The sequence below is a fragment of the Pseudomonas fildesensis genome, assembly GCF_001050345.1.
GTDB classification, from domain to species: Bacteria; Pseudomonadota; Gammaproteobacteria; order Pseudomonadales; family Pseudomonadaceae; genus Aquipseudomonas; species Aquipseudomonas fildesensis.
In genome coordinates, this window is sequence record NZ_LFMW01000004.1 from 159,676 (window position 1) to 178,991 (window position 19,316).

The window sequence follows — 19,316 nt, forward strand, 5'->3', positions numbered from 1 at the left end:
GGGCTTGCTCCCGATGGTGGTGTGTCAGTCACCTGATTAATTGACTGAACCACCGCCATCGGGAGCAAGCCCCCTCCCACATTTTTTGACCCCGTGGTGTCAGTGACGACACCACCGGCCTTTCAACTATCAGCTATAGACACGGCCAAGGAGCTGCCGATGGCTTTCAAACTGATCGAGCACGTCCCGGGTGATCTGTTCCTGGGCGAAGCCCATCAGGTCGTATTCCTGAGGCCCGTTGTGCAGGTACACCTCGGCACGGTAGTAACGGGTGCGTTCTTCTTCAGGCAAGTCGTCCGGTGCCGACGAATAAGCATCCAGGCTCACTTCGTAGACAAACGGGTTGCCCTCTTCCATCTCGATGCGCACGCCGATGCAGCGCTTGGATTTGCCGAGCAAGGTCTGCACTTCCAGGCCCTGGTCACGCAACGCCGTCGCGGCGTCTTCCAGCGCCGGGGTTACATGCTTGTCCATAAAACGTTGCACGGTGCCCTGGCTTGGCTGCAAGTCCAGCGCGTTCAACCGTTCGCTGAAACCACGACGGCCACGTTCGGCCAGTTGCGCCTGCTCCAACTCCATCGCCACGTCCTGGCGCATCGCTTTGTGCAAACCGAACATGAACACAATCAGCACCACCGAGAACGGCAGCCCCGCCAGCACAACCATGGTTTGCATGGCTTCGAAGTTGCCGGCAAACAGCAGGCCGATGGTCACCAGGGTGATCACCGCCGACCAGAAGATGCGCAACCAGTGCGGCGCGTCTTCATCCACATTGCCGCCTTTGCAAGAAAGGTTGGCCATCATCACCGCGCCGGAATCCGCCGGGGTCAGGAACAGCACAAAGCCCACGAAGATCGATACGCCGATGACGATTTTCGACGCTGGGTAATGCTCCAGCAGTTGGTAGATGGCCATGGACGGTTGTTCCAGCGCCGTCTTGCCCAACTCTACTGCACCGTGGTTCAGCACCAGGTCCAAAGCCGAGTTACCGAAGATCGACAGCCACGCCAGGGTAAAGCCCAGCGGAATCAGCAGCACGCCGGCCACCAGTTCCCGCACCGTGCGCCCCCGGGAAATACGCGCGATGAACATGCCCACGAACGGCGCCCAGGAAATCCACCAGGCCCAGTAGAACAGGGTCCACAGGCCCATCCAGCGCTCGGTTTTGTCACCGTCGCCTTCGTACACATAGAGGTCGAAGGTTTTCAGCACGATGCCGTTGAGGTAGTCACCGGTGTTCTGTACCAGGCCGTTGAGCAGGTGCAGGGTCGGGCCGAACAGCAGCACGAAGATCAGCAAGCCGCTGAACAGCACGATGTTGAGGTTGGACAGGCGGCGAATGCCGTTTTCCACGCCCGACACGGCGGCGATGGTCGCCACGGTGCTCATCACGATGATCACGATCAGCAAGTTAGTGTTGCTGTGCTCCATGCCGAACAGGTTTTCCAGCCCGGACGACACTTGCATCGAGCCAATCCCCAGGTTGGTCACCAAACCCAGCAGCGTCACGAACATACCGAAACCGTCCACCGCGTGGCCGGCTGCGCCTTTCACCCAACGCTCGCCCACCAGCGGGTACAGCGCCGAGCGCAAGGCCAGCGGCTGGTTATGGCGATACGCAAAGTACGCCACGGCCAGGCCGACCAAGGCATAGATCGCCCAACCGTGCAGGCCCCAGTGCAGGAAGGTCAGCTGCAACGCCTGGCGTGCCGCACCATTGCTGGCGGCCGCGCCTTCTGGCGGGTTGAAGTAGTGGTCCAACGGCTCGGAAGCGCCGAAGTACAGCAGCGAGATGCCGATGCCCGACGAGAACAACATGCCCGCCCAAGCGCCGTAGCTGAAGTCCGGGGTGTCGTCCTTGCTGCCCAGTTTCAACTTGCCGTAGGACGAAAACGCCAGGCCCAACACGAACACGAGGTAGGCGGCGATGACCACCATGTAGTACCAGCCGAAGCTTTTCGACAGCCACGCCTGTGCGACACCGAGCATGCGCCCGGCCTCCTGCGGGGCGATGATCAGGATGGCAGTCAACAACAGAATCAGCGCGGTAGAGGTGTAGAACACCCAACCGTTGACCCGTACCTTTTCCGGCGGGGTCTTTATAAGAGAGGCAGAACTCATGGCGCAGATGCTCCAGGCAGTGCGAGAGAGAAACACAAGGCAACGGTTATCCCGGGACATCGATTTTTCGGCAGTCGACGGACGGGTGTTATAAAGACACCCCGAAAATCCCTGCGCCCCGCCGAGGCGGTGCCAGGCCCTTATGTGGCCTGTTTCAAGGGTTTTCGCAGGTGTCAGATGTCGCCGCCCACGTGTAGGAAATACCTGTAGGCAGCGACCATTTGTCGCAGAGCTTATTCTTTGTTGATTGAACGTTCAATCAAAACAAAATAGACTGGCCACCAAGTCGACGAACGTTCATCGCCCGTCGCAGGCCTAAGGAGAGGTGCTACATGCCCAAGGTCGGTATGCAACCCATACGCCGCCAGCAGTTGATCGAAGCCACGCTGACGGCCATCGATCAGGTCGGAATGGGAGATGCCAGCATTGCGCTGATCGCCCGTTTGGCCGGTGTCTCGAACGGCATCATCAGTCACTACTTTCAGGACAAGAACGGCCTGATCGCCGCGACGATGCGGTACTTGATGAATGTGCTGATCGAGAACGTCCACGAACGCAGGCTTGCGCTGAAGGACGACAGCCCACGGGCGCACCTTCGGGTGATCATCGAGGGCAACTTCGACGCCAGCCAGGTCAACGGACCGGCAATGAAAACCTGGCTGGCCTTCTGGGCCACCAGCATGCATCACCCGTCATTGCACAGGTTGCAGCGGATCAACGATCAACGTCTGTATTCCAACCTGTGCTGCCAGTTCCGCCGAGTGCTGCCGCTGCCGCACGCACGCAAAGCAGCCAGAGGCCTGGCAGCCCTGATCGACGGTTTGTGGTTGCGCGGTGCCCTGTCGGGAGACGCTTTCGACACGGAGCAGGCGCAGCGGATCGCTTACGAATACATGGATTTCCAATTGGCCAAGCAGGTGAGTTAGAGCACCTATAAACGCTCAACCCCTGAACGTCTGCCGCTCAGTGTTGCCAGAACCTCATGGCCCACTTTTCGGCGGGTAACGCCAACCACTTATGCACTTGCGAGGACTTTATGGCCCGTTTCGACCTGCAAAAACTCTACATTGACGGCGGCTACAGCGACGCTGGCAGCGATGCCACCTTCGAAGCCATCAACCCGGCTAACGGTGAAGTTCTCGCCCAAGTGCAACGCGCAACGTTCGATGACGTTGAACGTGCAGTGGTCAGCGCTGAAAAAGGCCAGAAGATCTGGGCCGCGATGACCGCCATGGAGCGTTCGCGCATCCTGCGTCGTGCCGTCGACATCCTGCGCGAGCGCAACGATGAACTGGCTGCCCTGGAAACCCTGGACACCGGTAAAGCTTTCTCCGAAACCAAGTACGTCGACATCGTTACCGGCGCCGACGTACTGGAATACTACGCAGGCCTGGTGCCCGCCATCGAAGGCGAGCAGATCCCGCTGCGCGACACCTCGTTCGTCTACACCCGCCGCGAGCCGCTGGGCGTAGTCGCCGGTATCGGCGCGTGGAACTACCCGATCCAGATCGCCCTGTGGAAATCCGCCCCGGCCCTGGCTGCCGGCAACGCGATGATCTTCAAGCCAAGCGAAGTCACCTCGCTGACCACCCTGAAACTGGCCGAGATCTACACCGAAGCCGGCGTTCCGGCTGGCGTGTTCAACGTACTGACCGGCAGCGGCCGTGAAGTCGGCACCTGGCTGACCGAGCACCCGCGCATCGAGAAAATCTCGTTCACTGGCGGCACCGACACCGGCAAAAAAGTCATGGCCAGCGCTTCGAGCTCCTCGCTCAAGGAAGTGACCATGGAACTGGGCGGCAAGTCCCCGCTGATCGTGTTCGAAGACGCCGACCTCGATCGCGCCGCCGACATTGCGATGATGGCCAACTTCTACAGCTCCGGTCAGGTCTGCACCAACGGCACTCGCGTGTTCGTACCCAAGCACCTGCAAGCGGCCTTCGAAGCCAAGATCGCCGAGCGCGTTGCGCGCATCCGCATTGGCGACCCACAAGACGACAACACCAACTTCGGCCCGCTGGTCAGCTTCGCCCACATGGAAAGCGTGCTGGGCTACATCGCCAAGGGCAAAGAGCAAGGCGCCCGCCTGCTGTGCGGCGGCGACCGCCTGACCGACGGCGACTTCGCCAAAGGCGCCTACGTGGCACCGACCGTGTTCACCGACTGCACCGACGAGATGACCATCGTCCGTGAAGAAATCTTCGGCCCGGTGATGAGCATCCTCACCTACGAGACTGAAGAAGAAGTGATCCGTCGCGCCAACGACACCGACTTCGGCCTCGCCGCCGGCCTGGTGACCAAGGACCTGAACCGCGCCCACCGCGTGATTCATCAGCTGGAAGCCGGTATCTGCTGGATCAACGCCTGGGGCGAGTCCGACGCGAAGATGCCGGTGGGCGGCTACAAGCAGTCGGGTGTTGGCCGTGAGAACGGGATCAGCTCGCTGAATAACTTCACCCGCATCAAATCGGTACAGGTTGAGCTGGGCGACTACGCCTCGGTGTTCTAACCCCCGGGAGCCAGGGGTGCGCCTTTGTGGCGAGGGAGCTTGCTCCCGCTGGAGTGCGTAGCAGTCCCAAAAATCTTGGGAGCGCTACGCACTCCAGCGCGAGCAAGCTCGCTCGCCACAACAAGCTCCCTCGCCACAAAATCAGCCTGAACCACATTTTACGAGGGTGCATTTATGTCCCAAGAATACGATTACATCATTGTGGGTGCCGGCTCCGCCGGTAACACCCTGGCGACCCGTCTGACCGAAGACGAAGGCGTCACCGTTTTGCTGCTGGAAGCCGGCGGCCCTGACTACCGTCTCGATTTCCGTACCCAGATGCCCGCCGCCCTGGCATTCCCGCTGCAAGGCCGTCGCTACAACTGGGCCTACGAAACCGATCCAGAGCCACACATGGACGGCCGCCGGATGGAATGCGGTCGCGGCAAGGGCCTGGGTGGCTCGTCCTTGATCAACGGCATGTGCTACATCCGTGGCAACGCGATGGACTACGACAACTGGGCAAAACTTCCAGGGCTTGAAAACTGGACGTACCTGGACTGCCTGCCCTATTTCAGAAAAGCTGAAACTCGGGACATCGGCCCCAACGACTACCACGGTGGCGAAGGCCCGGTCAGCGTGACCACGCCCAAAGCCGGCAACAACCCGCTGTTCCACGCCATGGTCGAAGCCGGCGTGCAAGCCGGTTACCCGCGCACCGAAGACTTGAACGGCTACCAGCAAGAAGGCTTCGGCCCGATGGACCGTACCGTCACGCCGAACGGCCGTCGCGCCAGCACCGCACGCGGTTACCTGGACACCGCCAAGAAGCGTTCGACCCTGACCATCGTCACCCACGCCCTCACCGACAAAGTGTTGTTCGAAGGCAAGCGTGCGGTCGGCGTGCGTTACCTGATCGGCGCCGCCGAAGAGCGCGTGGAAGCCCGCGCCCGTAAGGAAGTGCTGGTGTGCAGCGGCGCCATCGCCTCGCCGCAACTGCTGCAACGCTCCGGCGTGGGTCCTGCCAAACTGCTCGAAAGCCTCGACATCCCGGTGGTCCATGACCTGCCCGGCGTCGGCGAAAACCTGCAGGACCACCTTGAGCTGTACCTGCAATACGCGTGCACCCAACCGGTGTCGCTGTACCCGTCGCTGCTCTGGTACAACCAGCCGGCCATCGGTGCCGAGTGGCTGTTCAACGGCACCGGCATCGGCGCCAGCAACCAGTTCGAAGCCGGTGGTTTCATCCGTTCGCGTCCAGAATTCGATTGGCCGAACATCCAGTACCACTTCCTGCCGGTCGCGATTAACTACAACGGCAGCAACGGTGTGAAAGAACACGGTTTCCAGGCGCACATGGGCTCCATGCGTTCACCGAGCCGTGGCCGCGTGCAACTGAAGTCGAAGAACCCACGGGACTACCCGAGCATCCTCTTCAACTACATGGCCACCGAGCAGGACTGGCAGGAATTTCGCGATGGCATCCGCCTGACCCGTGAAATCATGCAGCAGCCGGCGCTGGACCAATACCGTGGCCGCGAGATCAGCCCAGGTATTGACGTGCAAACCGATGAGCAACTCGACACGTTCATCCGCGAGCACGCCGAAACCGCGTTCCACCCGTCCTGCTCGTGCAAGATGGGCACCGACGAGATGGCCGTAGTGGATGGCGAAGGCCGTGTGCATGGCATGCAAGGCCTGCGTGTGGTCGATGCGTCGATCATGCCGATCATCACCACCGGCAACCTGAACGCGCCAACGATCATGATCGCCGAGAAAATCGCCGACAAGATCCGTGGCCGCCAGTCACTGTCGCGCAGCACCGCCGACTACTACGTGGCAGGCGATGCGCCAGTGCGTGGCAAGCCGATGCGTGAAGTGGGCCCGTTGACGCAATAACCCCCCACTGATCTTTCCCACGCAGAGCGTGGGAACGATCAAAACCCCTCCCCTGTGGCGAGCGGGCTTGTTGTGGCGAGCGGGCTTGCCCCGCGTTGGAGTGCGCAGCGCTCCCAGGATTTTTGGGGCAGCTGCGCAGCCCAACGCGGGGCAAGCCCGCTCGCCACATAAAGCCCGCTCGCCACAACGGGGCACTTGCCACAAAGAATCGCCTGTCCTTGATCCGCTCCTCGCCCCAGGCCTACTCTGTTGCCTGCCCGCGATGAGCCGCCCACAAGGAAGGCCCCATGTTCGAACACCACGCCACCCTCAAAAAGCATTTCAGTGCCCTGCGCACCACCGCCGACTTCTTCTCCCTGCGCTACGTGCGCGAGTCCGGCCACTACCTCTCGGTACGCAAAAACGTCGCTGAACCGCCACACCTGAACCACGACGAAGGCGCCATGCTCACCGTGCGCGTCAACGGTGTCGAAGCCTACGCCGCCACCCACGATATTTCCCTGGCCGGCCTGCAAGCCGCCCTTGAGCGTGCCGAACAGCAAGCCCGGCAGATATTGCCCCACGCCCTGCTCGACCTGCGCGACCAACACGTCTCCAGCGACGTCGCCGACTACCTGTCGCCCAACCTTGCCCAAGCCTTCCCCTCCCTGAGCGATTGCTACCAACTGCTCGGCGATGAATCCGCCGCGGTGCCCCAGGACGATCGCCTGGTGAACTGGGAAGTCAGCCTCGGCCTGACCCACGTCGAGCAGATCTACCTCAACAATGCCGGCGCCGAACTGCGCCAGGCCCAGCGTTTTGTGTTCCCCGGCGTCAACGTCACGGCCTACGACGGCAACGACAGCCAGACCCGCACCCTCGGCGGCAGCAATTTCGGCCAGCAAGGCGGCTTTGACGTGATCAACCGCTTCGGCCTGGTCGGTGCTGCACCGCGCATCGCCGACGAAGCCCTGCAACTGCTGCTCGCGCCGAACACGCCCCAGGGCACGCGCGATCTGCTGCTGATGCCCGACCAGATGATCCTGCAGATCCACGAATCCATCGGCCATCCCCTGGAACTCGACCGCATCCTGGGGGATGAGCGTAATTACGCCGGTACCAGTTTTGTGAAAGCCAGCGACTTCGGCCATCTGCAATACGGCTCACCGTTGCTCAACGTGACGTTCGACCCGGACATTCCCGAACAGCTCGCCAGCTACAGCCATGACGACGACGGCACTCCAGCCAGCAAACAATTCCTGATCCGCGAAGGGTTGCTGGTCAAGCCGTTGGGCGGCGCGCTGTCGCAATTTCGCTCCGGCATGAGCGGCGTGGCCAACAGCCGCGCCAGCAGCTGGAACCGCCCGCCGATCGACCGCATGGCCAACCTGAATATCGAAGCCGGCGACAAGAGCCTGGCGCAACTGATTGGCGGTATCGAAAACGGCATCCTGATGTCGACCAACCGCTCGTGGTCCATTGACGATGCGCGCAACAAATTCCAGTTCGGCTGCGAATGGGGCCAGTTGATTGAAAACGGCGAGCTCAAGGGCGTGGTGAAAAACCCCAACTACCGCGCGATTTCCGCGCAGTTCTGGCGCAACCTCAGCGCCGTGGGCGACGCCAGCACCTTCAAGGTGCTGGGCACGCCGAACTGCGGCAAAGGCGAACCCAACCAGGTCATCCGCGTCGGCCATGCGACGCCGGCCTGTGTGTTCAGTAACGTTGACGTATTTGGGGGAGATGCCTGATGAACACCTTCAAGGCATTGGTGGAGTGGCTCAAGCAGGCCACCACCGACAAAGAACAATTTCACCTGGGCTACGCCGCTGAATCGTCCGAATTCGTGCGTTTCAACCACGCCAAGGTGCGTCAAGCCGGGCAGGTGCAACAGGCCAGCCTGAATCTCAAACTGATCAACAACGGCCGCCATGCCGACCTCGGCATCACCCTTGCCGGCACACCTGCACTAGACCGCCAACGCCTCGCCGCCGGCCTGCAACAGCTGCGCGAAACCTTGCCGTTGCTGCCTCACGACCCGTACCTGTTGCTGAACCACAACGCTTGGCAAAGCCACAACGAACAGGCCCGGCCGCTGCCCGACCTGGCCCAGGTGCTGAAAGAAATCAGTCAGGCGGCAGAAGGTGTCGACTTGGTGGGCTTCTACGCTGCCGGCCCGATCAGCCGTGGCTTTGCCAGTTCAAATGGGGCGTTCGGCTGGCATCAGGCCAATAGCTTCAACTTCGACTTCAGCCTGTTCCACGCCAATGGTGAAGCGGTGAAAGCCAGCTACGCCGGGCACACGTGGGACAGTGCCGAGTTCGCTGCTCGCGTCCAATTGGCCCGTGAACAACTGGAGTTCCTCGGCCGCCCGCTGCACACGCTGGCGCCCGGCCAATACCGCGCCTACCTGGCCCCGGCGGCGCTGGAAGAGATCATCAGCATCATCACCTGGGGTGGTTTTTCCGCCCAGGCCATCGCCAGCAAAGGCAGCTCGCTGCAACGGTTATACGCCGGCGAACAACACCTCAGCCCGCTACTGACGGTGGACGAACAGATCAGCGGCTCCCTGAGCCAGGCGTTCTCAACGGAAGGCTACCCGCGCGGTGATGTTCGGCTGATCAACGCGGGCAAGGCCTGCGGCCAACTGGTGAATTCCCGCAGCGCCGCCGAATATGGCCTCAGCGCCAACGGCGCCAGCAGCGACGAATCCCCCACCGCCTTGCAAGTGGCGGCGGGCACCTTGGCCCAGGCCGATATCCTCAAGCAGTTGGGCACCGGGCTGTACATCAGCAACCTGTGGTACCTGAACTACTCCGACCTGCCAGCGGCACGCCTGACCGGCATGACCCGTTTCGCCACGTTCTGGGTCGAGGACGGCGAGATCAAGGCGCCGGTCAGCACGATGCGCTTTGATGACAGCGTCTATCAGCTGCTCGGTTCCCAGCTCGAAGCCCTGACGGCTGATCGGGAGCTGCTGCTGTCGGCCAGCACTTACGGCCAGCGCAACACCGCTTCCAATCTGTTGCCGGGGGCCCTGGTCAAACGCCTGACGCTAACCCTGTAACCCCACCCCTGCAGGAGCCGGCTTGCCGGCGATGAGGCCCTCGAACGGGGCACTGTTCTTAAGGACGCCATCGCCGGCAAGCCGGCTCCTACAGGGAAATCCCCTGCGTTGCGACGAAGCTTCTCTTCTTCCTTATTTTGGCCGTTCGGCCTGTTGTTCCCCTCCAGAATCCTCGCTATAAAGGTTAGTGGCACCCCGCCACCAACCCCACGTGTCCGCACGTGTTGCACGACCTTGCTCGGGATCTGGGCAAGCTGGAGCGTTGACATGAACCATGGAAGTTTTGTCATAGAGAAGCTGTTCAAGCACTACAACGTTCACGTAGAGCAGTTGGGTTTCGACCCACACAAGAAAACCGTGCTGATGGTCAATGGCGCGCTGTCCACCACGCGGTCCTTCGCCCGCACCCGCAAATGCCTGGCCGAGCATTTCAATGTGCTGCTGTTCGACCTGCCGTTCTCCGGCTATTCGCGCGAGCACAACACCGACCTCGACTTGGTGACCAAGGACGACGAGGTGCAGATCCTTCGCGCCCTGGTCGAACGCTTTGAGGTCAACCACTTGGTATCGGCCTCCTGGGGCGGCATTTCCACGCTGCTGACCCTCGCGCAAAACCCGCCGTCCATCGAAAGCTCGGTGGTGATGGCCCTGGCGCCCAATCTCAACCCGGCGATGCTCGACTACGTGGAACGGGTGCGCGTGCTGATCGAGGCCGATGACAAATCCGCCGTCGGCCACTTGCTCAACGAAACGGTGGGCAAGTACCTGTCGCCCCGGCTCAAACGCAACAACCATCGCCACCTGTCGAACATGGCCACCAACGAGTACCGCCAGGCGCGCTTTCATATCCACCAGGTACTGGCATTGGGCGACGGCAACTACCTGCCGCAACTCACGCAGATTGAAACGCCGGTGCATTTCCTCAACGGCGCGCTGGACGAATACACCCCCGCCGCCGATGCCCAACTGTTCAAGCAATACGTGGGGCGCAGCAGCTTTGCCGTCGCTGAACATACCGGCCATCTGCTGGACCTGGAGTCGCGCGAAGCCGCCCTGGCGGTTCACCGTGCGCTGTTGGATTTCCTGGTGGGGGAGCACGCAACGCTGTCGGATTTAGACGAACCGCCAGTGGGAAAAGGAGCGACGGATGGCGCATAATCGCCGACACATAGCCTGCTAACAAAAAGGTAAACCATGCCCAACCGCGCCCCTCTCGACGCCAAGACAGCCCGCTGGCTACCCTGGGTGGTCGCGATTGCCTTCTTCATGCAATCGCTGGATGGGACGATTCTCAACACGGCACTGCCGGCCATGGCCCGGGACTTGGCGGAAAACCCGCTGCGCATGCAAGGGGTGGTGATCGCCTACATGCTCACCGTCGCCTTGCTGATCCCGGCGTCGGGCTGGATCGCCGACCGCTTCGGCACCAAAAAAATCTTCTTCGGCGCGATCATGCTGTTCAGCATCGGCTCCTTGCTGTGCGCGTTATCGAGCAGTTTGACCATGCTGGTGGGCGCGCGGGTGATCCAGGGCTTGGGCGGTGCGCTGATGCTGCCCGTCGGGCGCCTGGTGGTACTGCGCGCTTATCCCCGCTCCGAGCTGGTGCGGATCATGGGTTTTATCACCATTCCCGGGCTGCTCGGCCCGTTGCTCGGCCCCACTCTGGGCGGCTGGATGGTGCAATACCTGACCTGGCACTGGATCTTTTTGATCAACCTGCCGGTGGGCATGATCGGCTGCTACGCCGTGTGGAAGTTCATCCCCGACCTGCGCGGCAGCGAACGCACGCGTTTTGATGGCATTGGTTTTCTGCTGTTCGGCGCGGCGATGGTGCTGATCACCATCGCCATGGAAGGCCTGGGCGAACTGCACCTGCCGCACCTGCGGGTGATGTTGCTGCTGTTCGGCGGGCTGGCGTGTTTGGCGGCTTATTGGCTGCGCGCCGGGCATATCGAAAACCCGCTGTTTTCACCGGCACTGTTCAAGACCCGCACCTTTGCCGTGGGTATCCTGGGCAACCTGTTTGCGCGCCTGGGCAGCGGCGCCTTGCCGTTTCTGGTGCCTTTGCTGCTGCAGGTGGCGTTGGGCTATTCACCGTCCCAAGCCGGGATGAGCATGCTGCCCCTGGCTGCGGCGGCGATGCTGGCCAAGTCCGTCGCCCGGCCGCTGATCGAGCGCCTGGGTTATCGCGTGGTGCTGACCGGCAACACCCTTGCACTCGGCTTGATGCTCGCAAGCATGGGCCTGGTCACCGAGAACACGCCCTACCCGCTGCTGCTGGGGATGCTGGCAGTGCTGGGGGCGATCAACTCCTTGCAGTTCACCGCAATGAACACCGTCACCCTGATCGACCTCGACGACGCCCAGGCCAGCAGCGGCAACAGTTTGCTCTCGGTGGTGGCGCAATTGTCCCTGAGCCTGGGAGTAGCCTGCGCAGGTGCATTGCTCGGCGGGTTTACAGCCGAAACCGGCAACGATGGCGTAGAAAGCGTGCTCGGCGCGTTCCAGTTGACCTTCCTCACCGTGGGCATCATGGCGATGCTGGCAGCGGCGATCTTCCTGCAATTGTCGCCAAAAGACGGCAAACGGGTGGTCAGCCGCGAACACGACATCGAGCACTAGCAGGCGTCTCGTCGAGAACTTGCAGGGAAAGTCCCACGGGGCTGGTACACTGCGCGACATTTTGTTTTGCAGAGCCAGTCCCGTGACTACCATCGCCACCGCTTTTAATACTTTGCCGCTCTCCGCCGCCATGCTGGCTAACCTCGACTCGCTGGGTTATGCCGAGATGACGCAGATCCAGGCGCAAAGCTTGCCGGTGATCCTCAAGGGGCTGGACCTGATTGCCCAGGCCAAGACCGGCAGCGGCAAGACCGCCGCCTTCGGCATCGGCCTGTTGAACCCGATCAACCCGCGCTACTTCGGCTGCCAGGCCCTGGTGATGTGCCCAACACGTGAACTGGCCGACCAGGTCGCCAAGGAAATCCGTCGCCTGGCCCGTGCCGAAGACAACATCAAGGTACTGACCCTGTGCGGCGGCGTGTCCCTCGGCCCGCAGATCGCTTCCCTGGAGCACGGCGCCCACGTCATCGTCGGCACGCCGGGCCGCATCCAGCAACACCTGCGCAAAGGTTCGCTGGTGCTGGACGGCTTGAACACGCTGATCCTCGATGAAGCCGACCGCATGCTCGACATGGGTTTCTACGACGCTATCGAAGACATCATCAGCAAGACCCCGGCCCGCCGCCAGACCCTGCTGTTCTCGGCCACCTACCCGGTGAGTATCAAGCAGCTGGCCTCCAAGTTCATGCGCGCGCCGCAGCAAGTGAAGGCCGAAGCGTTCCACTCCGACGACCAGATCGAGCAGCGCTTCTTCGAAATATCCCCTGAAGAGCGCATGGAAGCCGTGACCAAAGTCCTGGCGCACTTCCGCCCGGCCTCCTGCGTTGCGTTCTGCTTTACCAAGCAGCAAGTACAGGAAACCGTGGATCACCTGACCTCCAAAGGCATTTCCGCCGTCGGCCTGCATGGCGACCTGGAACAGCGCGACCGTGACCAGGTGCTGGCGATGTTCGCCAACCGCAGTACTTCGGTACTGGTCGCCACCGACGTTGCCGCCCGAGGCCTGGACATTGACTCGCTGGACATGGTGATCAACGTCGAACTGGCCCGCGACTCGGAAATTCACATTCACCGTGTAGGCCGTACCGGCCGCGCCGGTGAGACCGGCATCGCCATCAGCCTGGTGGCGCCGTCCGAAGCGCACCGCGCCCAGGCCATCGAGCAGTTGCAGAAATCGCCGCTGAACTGGGACCAGTTGGACAACCTCAAGCCTCAGAGCGGTGGCCCGCTGCTGCCGGTCATGAGCACCCTGTGCATCGCCGCCGGGCGTAAAGACAAAGTGCGTCCGGGCGACATCCTCGGTGCACTGACCGGTGAAGCCGGCATTCCAGGCGCGCAGGTGGGCAAGATCGCGATTTTCGACTTCCAGGCCTACGTGGCCGTGGAGCGCAGCGTCGCCAAGCAGGCGTTGCAGCGTTTGAATGACGGCAAGATCAAAGGCCGCTCGTTGCGCGTGCGTATCCTGTAACGATCTCCCATTCACTGGAGATCCAATGTGGGAGGGGGCTTGCTCCCGATGGCGCACTTCAGTCCGCCATCGGGAGCAAGCCCCCTCCCACATTTTTGACTGCATTCCAAATCAGAATTTGTATGAGGACACCGTTTTGCGCTCGACCGAAGTTGTGATCATTGGCGCCGGCGCCGCAGGCTTGATGTGTGCGCTGACCGCCGCCGGGCGTGGGCGCAAGGTGATGTTGATCGACCACGCTAACAAGGCCGGCAAAAAGATCCTGATGTCCGGCGGTGGCCGCTGCAATTTCACCAATATGTACACCGAGCCTGCCAACTTCCTCTCGCACAACGCGCACTTCTGCAAGTCCGCCCTGGCCCGCTATACCCAGTGGGATTTTATCGGGCTGGTCGCCAAGCACGGCGTGCCGTACCACGAGAAGAAGCTCGGCCAGCTGTTCTGCGATAACAAGTCCAGCGACATCCTCGGCATGCTCCTGGATGAGTGCATCCAGACCGGCGTGAGCCTGCACCTGGACACGTCTATCCAGGAAATCGCCAGGCTCGACAGCGGCTACCAGTTGCAAACCACCCTGGGTGAGCTGCGCTGCGAATCCCTGGTGATCGCCACCGGTGGCTTGTCGATCCCAACCCTGGGCGCCACCGGTTTTGGTTATCAGGTGGCCAAACAGTTCGGCCATGAACTGCTGCCGACCCGCGCCGGGCTGGTGCCGTTCACCATCACCGACCAGCTCAAGGAATTGTGCGGCGAGTTATCCGGCACATCCGTGGATTGCCTGGTGAGCTGCAACGACCAGAGCTTTCGCGAAAACATCCTGTTTACCCACCGCGGCCTCAGCGGGCCGGCGATTTTGCAGATTTCCTCGTACTGGGAATCCGGCGACACGGTCGAGATCAACCTGCTACCCGACCACGACGCCCACACCTGGCTGCAACAGCAGCAGGTCGAGCGTCCCAACAGCGAGCTAAAAACCCTGCTGGGTGAGATCTTCACCAAGAAAATGGCCAACCTGCTGGCGGAAACCTGGTTCGAGTCCAAGCCGATGAAGCAGTACACCCACGCCGAAGTGGCCGATATCGCCCACAAACTGGCGAGCTGGCAACTGGTGCCGGCGGGCACCGAAGGCTATCGCACGGCCGAGGTGACGCTGGGCGGGGTGGACACGCGCGAAGTGTCGTCCAAGACCATGGAATCGCTGAAAAGCCCGGGCTTGTACTTTATTGGTGAAGTGTTGGATGTGACCGGACATCTGGGCGGGTTCAATTTCCAATGGGCCTGGGCCTCCGGCTACGCTGCTGCGCAGTTTGTTTGACACGACGCAGTAAAAAATGTGGGAGGGGGCTTGCCCCCGATAGCGGTGTATCAGTCACAGATGTTCTGGCTGACACACTGCAATCGGGGGCAAGCCCCCTCCCACATTTTGATTTGCGGTATGCCTGAGAATAATTTGCTGTCAGATGTGATCACCACCCTTGCCGTGGCGTCCTTGATAGCTCAATTTAGCGACACCGCTCCGGAAGACTCCAGACTTCATGTCATCGACCTCGTTCAAGCAGTCCATGCGGCGCCTGTGGGCGCTGGATAAATTCAGCTACAGCGTTCGGGTATTTATCGCCCTCACCGGCAGCATGGCGCTGTGCTGGTATCAGGATGAAATGACGCTGCTGATCCCGCTGTTCCTGGGGATTATCGCCAGCGCCCTGGCCGAGACCGATGACAGTTGGCAAGGCCGCCTCAATGCCCTCGCCGTGACGCTGGTGTGTTTCAGCATCGCCGCGCTGTCGGTGGAGCTGCTGTTCCCTTACCCCTGGATTTTTGCGATTGCCCTGGCCCTGGCCAGTTTCGGCCTGACCATGCTCGGCGCCCTCGGCGAGCGTTACGGCGCGATTGCCTCGGCCACCTTGATTCTGTCGGTCTACACCATGATCGGCGTGGACCAGCGCGGTGGCGCCGTCAGCGATTTCTGGCACGAACCCTTACTGCTGGTGGCCGGTGCCGCCTGGTACGGGGCGCTGTCGGTGCTGTGGCAGGTGCTGTTTTCCAACCAGCCGGTGCAGCAGAGCCTGGCGCGGTTGTTCCGCGAATTGGGGCGTTACCTCAAGCTCAAATCCTCGTTGTTCGAACCGATCCGCCAACTGGATGTGGAAGCACGCCGCCTGGAATTGGCCCAGCAAAATGGCCGGGTGGTGGCGGCACTCAATGCGGCGAAGGAAATCATCCTGCACCGTGTCGGCAATGGCCGACCGGGCTCGAAGGTCAGTCGCTACCTCAAGCTGTACTTCCTCGCCCAGGACATCCACGAACGCGCCAGCTCGTCCCACTACCCCTACAACGCTCTGGCCGACGCCTTCTTCCACAGTGACGTGCTGTTCCGCTGCCAACGCCTGCTGCGTCAGCAAGGCAAGGCCTGCCAAACCCTGGCCGAGTCGATCCAGCTGCGTCAGCCGTTCATTTATGACGGCAGCTTCGCCGAAGCCCTGGGCGACCTGAACGCCTCCCTCGAACACCTGCGCATCCAGAGCAACCCGGCCTGGCGCGGCCTGCTGCGCTCGTTGCGCGCCCTGGCGGCCAACCTGTCGACCCTCGACCGCCTGCTGGGCGACGCCAGCAACCCCGACGCGCTGGCCGACGCCACCGACAGCAACCTGCTCGACCGCGCCCCACGTAACCTCAAGGAAATGTGGACACGCCTGCGCACGCAACTGACGCCGACTTCCCTGCTGTTCCGCCACGCCTTGCGCCTCTCACTGGCGTTGACCATCGGCTATGGCACCTTGCATGCGATCCACGCGTCCCAGGGTTACTGGATCATCCTGACCACCCTGTTCGTCTGCCAGCCCAACTACGGCGCCACGCGGCGCAAGCTGGGCCAGCGGATCATCGGCACGGCCATCGGCCTGACCGTAGCCTGGGCGCTGTTCGACCTGTTCCCAAGCCCCCTGGTGCAATCGATGTTCGCCATCGCCGCCGGCCTGGTGTTCTTTATCAACCGCACCACCCGCTACACCCTGGCCACCGCCGCGATTACGCTGATGGTGCTGTTCTGCTTCAATCAGGTGGGCGATGGTTACGGGCTGTTCCTGCCACGGCTGTTCGACACCTTGCTCGGCAGCGTGATTGCCGGCCTGGCAGTGGTATTTTTCCTGCCGGACTGGCAAGGCCGCCGCCTGAACAAGGTGCTGGCCAACACCCTGACCTGCAACAGCATCTACCTGCGCCAGATCATGCAGCAATACGCCGCCGGCAAGAGCGACGACCTGGCCTATCGCCTGGCCCGGCGCAATGCGCACAACGCCGACGCAGCCCTGTCCACCACCCTGGCAAACATGCTCATGGAGCCGGGGCACTTCAGGAAGGAAGCCGATGTGGGCTTCCGCTTCCTGGTGCTATCGCACACCTTGCTCAGCTACCTGTCGGGCCTCGGCGCGCATCGGGAAACCCAGCTGCCGGCCGAGGTGCGCGAGCAGTTGATCAACGGCGCCGGCCATATCCTGGCGCTGAGCATTGATGAGATCGCCACGGGGTTGGCCAACAAGCAGCCGATTGCCATCCAAAGCGATGCTGAAGAGGCGCTGGCGGCAGAGCTGGAACAGATGCCGGATGAGATTGATGAAGGGCAACGGTTGGTGCAGACGCAGTTGGCGTTGATTTGCCGGCAGTTGGGGCCGTTGCGGACGCTGGCGGCGCATTTGATCAAAGACACCAGCGCGGCTTGAGCTATGGCTGAAGGGCTTTTGTGGCAAATGCACTAATTGTGGCGAGCGGGCTTCCTGTGGCGAGCGGGCTTGCCCCGCGTTGGGCTGCGAAGCAGCCCCAAAACCTGCCAATGAGTTCTACCTGAAAGAACGGGGAGGCCCTGATGGGGCCGCTTCGCAGCCCAGCGCGGGGCAAGCCCGCTCGCCACAGGACACCCGCTTGCCACGAAAAACCTGCTCACCACAAAATGCGCTACATCCCGTGCTGTTTCATCAAACGCGCATAACTGCCGTCAACTTTCATCTTGGCAATCTCACGGTCGAAGCCGGCGACGATCTGCTCATGCTGGGGATTTTTCAGGCTGACCAGAATGTGCAGGCTGTTCTCACTCAGCGGCATGGGTAAAAACTCAACCGCATTGCGCACCCGCGCCGATTCGCGCGCCAGGTAATAGCGCGCAACATATTCATCCTCCAGCGTCAGCCTCACTCGGTCAGCCGCGAGCATGCGCACGGCCATGGCGAAGTTATGCACAGGGATTTTTTTCAGCTGCGCGTCCTGGTCGAACGCTGCCGAATACGCATAACCGCGCACCACCGCGATGCTAGAGTCGTGCAATTGCGCCAGGTTCTGGAATTGGATGGGGTCGTCACGGCGCTTGATAAACCGCACACGATTGAGCAGGTACTCACCGGAAAATTGTCCCAACTGCGTGCGAGCTTCGTCGTACCAGGCATTGACCAGCACGTCATAGCGCCCATCGCCCACTCCCATCAGCGCACGGGCCCAGGGCACCTGTTCGAAATCACTCGCGTAACCGGCGCGGGCCAGGGCAGTGCTGACGATATCAGTGGCCAGCCCGCCATTGATCAAGGTGGAATCGGTAAAAGGTGGCCAAGCATCCGCTACCAGGCGCAGACGCTCTGCAAACGCTGGCTGGGCCAGCAACAACACTCCAATCAAAGCAACGGCACGAGAGAGTCGCGGCATGCTTAAAATCCTTGGCAGGCAGGCGGTGGCCTTAGCTCAGGCAGTGCCTGAGGATCTAACAGTAGCTCAGATTACACAAAGAACCTGGCGGCGAACGCACACAATGATGGCTATTTGACGTCATCCACAAAAATAGCCGATTTAGACAGAAACGCCTGCCGCGCTTACTATCCAAAACAGCCATTTATAAGAGAGTGCACCATGACAGTCGATTGGGTCTGCAAACATCACACTGACCTGGGCAAGGAGCAGCTGTACGCCATTTTGCGCCTGCGCAACGAGGTCTTCGTTGTCGAGCAAAAATGCGTCTATCAGGACCTCGACGGGCAGGACCTGGGCGGCGATACCCACCACCTGATGGCCTGGCAAGGCGATGAACTGGTGGCCTACCTGCGCCTGCTGGACCCGGAATCACAGGGCGGCGATGTGGTGATCGGCCGGGTGATCGTGGCGCAGGTGGCACGAGGTACCGGGCTGGGGCATCAGATGATGGAGGAGGCGCTCAAGCAGATTGACGATATCTGGCCGGATACACCGATCTTTCTGTCAGCCCAGGCGCATTTGCAGGGGTATTACGGGCGGTACGGATTTGTCGTGGACGGTGAGCAATACCTGGAAGACGACATTCCCCACATCGGTATGCGCAAGGCCTTACCGATCTGAAGGCAAGCGTCAGGGGTAACCCAGAACCCGCTTGATCTGGGAAAGGTTCGCTTCGATCCAGCCCCGATCAATCGCCCCCCAATCGCGGATCCGATAGTGCCCGGCATGGTTGCGGGCACCGTCTTCCTGTTCAAACTCACACACGATATCCAGGTCGGCCAATGCCGCGATGGTGTCTTGCGCCGTGCGCCGGGGCATGCCCGTCACGTCGGTCAACGCCGGCACGCTGCTGGCCTGCTGGCTGTCGATCAAATACGCCACGTACAGGCGACGGTAGAAACTGCTTTTGGTCTTGCTCACATCCATGGTCGGTCGCCTTG

At 61.5% G+C, this 19,316-nt stretch carries 14 protein-coding genes; 11 read left to right on the plus strand and 3 right to left on the minus strand.

What is annotated here, in order from left to right:
* Window positions 1-129: 129 nt before the first annotated feature.
* A complete protein-coding gene (locus ACR52_RS07145) occupies window positions 130-2,064 on the minus strand; it encodes a BCCT family transporter (protein WP_236692123.1) in 1,935 nt (644 codons plus the stop codon).
* A 389-nt stretch (window positions 2,065-2,453) separates the two neighbouring features.
* Here ACR52_RS07145 and betI point away from each other — a divergent pair, with 389 nt between their 5' ends.
* The 10 genes from betI (at window position 2,454) to yccS (ending at window position 17,363) form a co-directional block, all read left to right on the plus strand.
* Window positions 2,454-3,047: a transcriptional regulator BetI gene (gene betI, locus ACR52_RS07150; protein WP_010207128.1), complete on the plus strand. Its 594-nt coding sequence runs from the start codon at window positions 2,454-2,456 to the stop codon at window positions 3,045-3,047.
* Window positions 3,048-3,157: 110 nt separating this feature from the next.
* Window positions 3,158-4,630 (plus strand): betaine-aldehyde dehydrogenase, encoded by a 1,473-nt coding sequence (gene betB, locus ACR52_RS07155; protein WP_048722346.1) that lies wholly within the window; start codon window positions 3,158-3,160, stop codon window positions 4,628-4,630.
* Between the two features lie 174 nt (window positions 4,631-4,804).
* The gene (betA, locus tag ACR52_RS07160) at window positions 4,805-6,508 is read left to right on the plus strand and encodes a choline dehydrogenase (RefSeq protein ID WP_048722350.1); all 1,704 of its coding nucleotides are present in this window, start codon (window positions 4,805-4,807) and stop codon (window positions 6,506-6,508) included.
* A gap of 287 nt (window positions 6,509-6,795) precedes the next feature.
* Complete coding sequence (locus ACR52_RS07165; RefSeq protein WP_048722352.1) at window positions 6,796-8,238, plus strand: TldD/PmbA family protein; 1,443 nt, start codon at window positions 6,796-6,798, stop codon at window positions 8,236-8,238.
* Window positions 8,238-9,554, plus strand: a complete 1,317-nt coding sequence (locus ACR52_RS07170; protein WP_048722354.1) for a TldD/PmbA family protein — start codon at window positions 8,238-8,240, stop codon at window positions 9,552-9,554. Before ACR52_RS07165 ends, ACR52_RS07170 begins: the two co-directional genes overlap by 1 nt.
* A 267-nt stretch (window positions 9,555-9,821) precedes the next feature.
* Window positions 9,822-10,712: an alpha/beta fold hydrolase gene (locus tag ACR52_RS07175; protein ID WP_048722357.1), complete on the plus strand. Its 891-nt coding sequence runs from the start codon at window positions 9,822-9,824 to the stop codon at window positions 10,710-10,712.
* Between the two features lie 36 nt (window positions 10,713-10,748).
* Complete coding sequence (gene mdtD, locus ACR52_RS07180; protein WP_048722359.1) at window positions 10,749-12,176, plus strand: multidrug transporter subunit MdtD; 1,428 nt, start codon at window positions 10,749-10,751, stop codon at window positions 12,174-12,176.
* Window positions 12,177-12,306: 130 nt separating this feature from the next.
* On the plus strand, window positions 12,307-13,644 hold the full coding sequence (gene dbpA, locus ACR52_RS07185; protein ID WP_236692124.1) for an ATP-dependent RNA helicase DbpA: 1,338 nt from the start codon (window positions 12,307-12,309) through the stop codon (window positions 13,642-13,644).
* 136 nt (window positions 13,645-13,780) lie between these two features.
* On the plus strand, window positions 13,781-14,959 hold the full coding sequence (locus ACR52_RS07190; protein WP_048722363.1) for a BaiN/RdsA family NAD(P)/FAD-dependent oxidoreductase: 1,179 nt from the start codon (window positions 13,781-13,783) through the stop codon (window positions 14,957-14,959).
* Between the two features lie 220 nt (window positions 14,960-15,179).
* Entirely contained in the window at window positions 15,180-17,363 is a 2,184-nt protein-coding gene (gene yccS, locus ACR52_RS07195; RefSeq protein ID WP_048722365.1) for a YccS family putative transporter, read from the plus strand.
* Window positions 17,364-17,595: 232 nt separating this feature from the next.
* Here the strand turns inward: yccS and ACR52_RS07200 are convergent, their stop codons facing one another.
* Window positions 17,596-18,333 (minus strand): substrate-binding periplasmic protein, encoded by a 738-nt coding sequence (locus ACR52_RS07200; RefSeq protein WP_048722368.1) that lies wholly within the window; start codon window positions 18,331-18,333, stop codon window positions 17,596-17,598.
* A gap of 201 nt (window positions 18,334-18,534) precedes the next feature.
* On the opposite strand from ACR52_RS07200, the gene ACR52_RS07205 reads away from it, so the two are divergent.
* The gene (locus ACR52_RS07205) at window positions 18,535-18,996 is read left to right on the plus strand and encodes a GNAT family N-acetyltransferase (protein ID WP_048722371.1); all 462 of its coding nucleotides are present in this window, start codon (window positions 18,535-18,537) and stop codon (window positions 18,994-18,996) included.
* Between the two features lie 9 nt (window positions 18,997-19,005).
* On the opposite strand, the gene ACR52_RS07210 is transcribed toward ACR52_RS07205, so the two are convergent.
* Complete coding sequence (locus tag ACR52_RS07210) at window positions 19,006-19,302, minus strand: winged helix-turn-helix domain-containing protein (RefSeq protein ID WP_048722374.1); 297 nt, start codon at window positions 19,300-19,302, stop codon at window positions 19,006-19,008.
* Between the last annotated feature and the right edge of the window lie 14 nt (window positions 19,303-19,316).

Excerpts from the sequence above, each read along its gene's own strand:
- betI (WP_010207128.1), top strand. The coding sequence starts at position 2,454 with ATGCCCAAGGTCGGTATGCAACCCATACGCCGCCAGCAGTTGATCGAA.
- betB (WP_048722346.1), top strand. The coding sequence starts at position 3,158 with ATGGCCCGTTTCGACCTGCAAAAACTCTACATTGACGGCGGCTACAGC.
- betA (WP_048722350.1), top strand. The coding sequence starts at position 4,805 with ATGTCCCAAGAATACGATTACATCATTGTGGGTGCCGGCTCCGCCGGT.
- ACR52_RS07165 (WP_048722352.1), top strand. The coding sequence starts at position 6,796 with ATGTTCGAACACCACGCCACCCTCAAAAAGCATTTCAGTGCCCTGCGC.
- ACR52_RS07170 (WP_048722354.1), top strand. The coding sequence starts at position 8,238 with ATGAACACCTTCAAGGCATTGGTGGAGTGGCTCAAGCAGGCCACCACC.
- ACR52_RS07175 (WP_048722357.1), top strand. The coding sequence starts at position 9,822 with ATGAACCATGGAAGTTTTGTCATAGAGAAGCTGTTCAAGCACTACAAC.
- mdtD (WP_048722359.1), top strand. The coding sequence starts at position 10,749 with ATGCCCAACCGCGCCCCTCTCGACGCCAAGACAGCCCGCTGGCTACCC.
- dbpA (WP_236692124.1), top strand. The coding sequence starts at position 12,307 with ATGCTGGCTAACCTCGACTCGCTGGGTTATGCCGAGATGACGCAGATC.
- yccS (WP_048722365.1), top strand. The coding sequence starts at position 15,180 with ATGTCATCGACCTCGTTCAAGCAGTCCATGCGGCGCCTGTGGGCGCTG.
- ACR52_RS07200 (WP_048722368.1), bottom strand. The coding sequence starts at position 18,333 with ATGCCGCGACTCTCTCGTGCCGTTGCTTTGATTGGAGTGTTGTTGCTG.
- ACR52_RS07205 (WP_048722371.1), top strand. The coding sequence starts at position 18,535 with ATGACAGTCGATTGGGTCTGCAAACATCACACTGACCTGGGCAAGGAG.
- ACR52_RS07210 (WP_048722374.1), bottom strand. The coding sequence starts at position 19,302 with ATGGATGTGAGCAAGACCAAAAGCAGTTTCTACCGTCGCCTGTACGTG.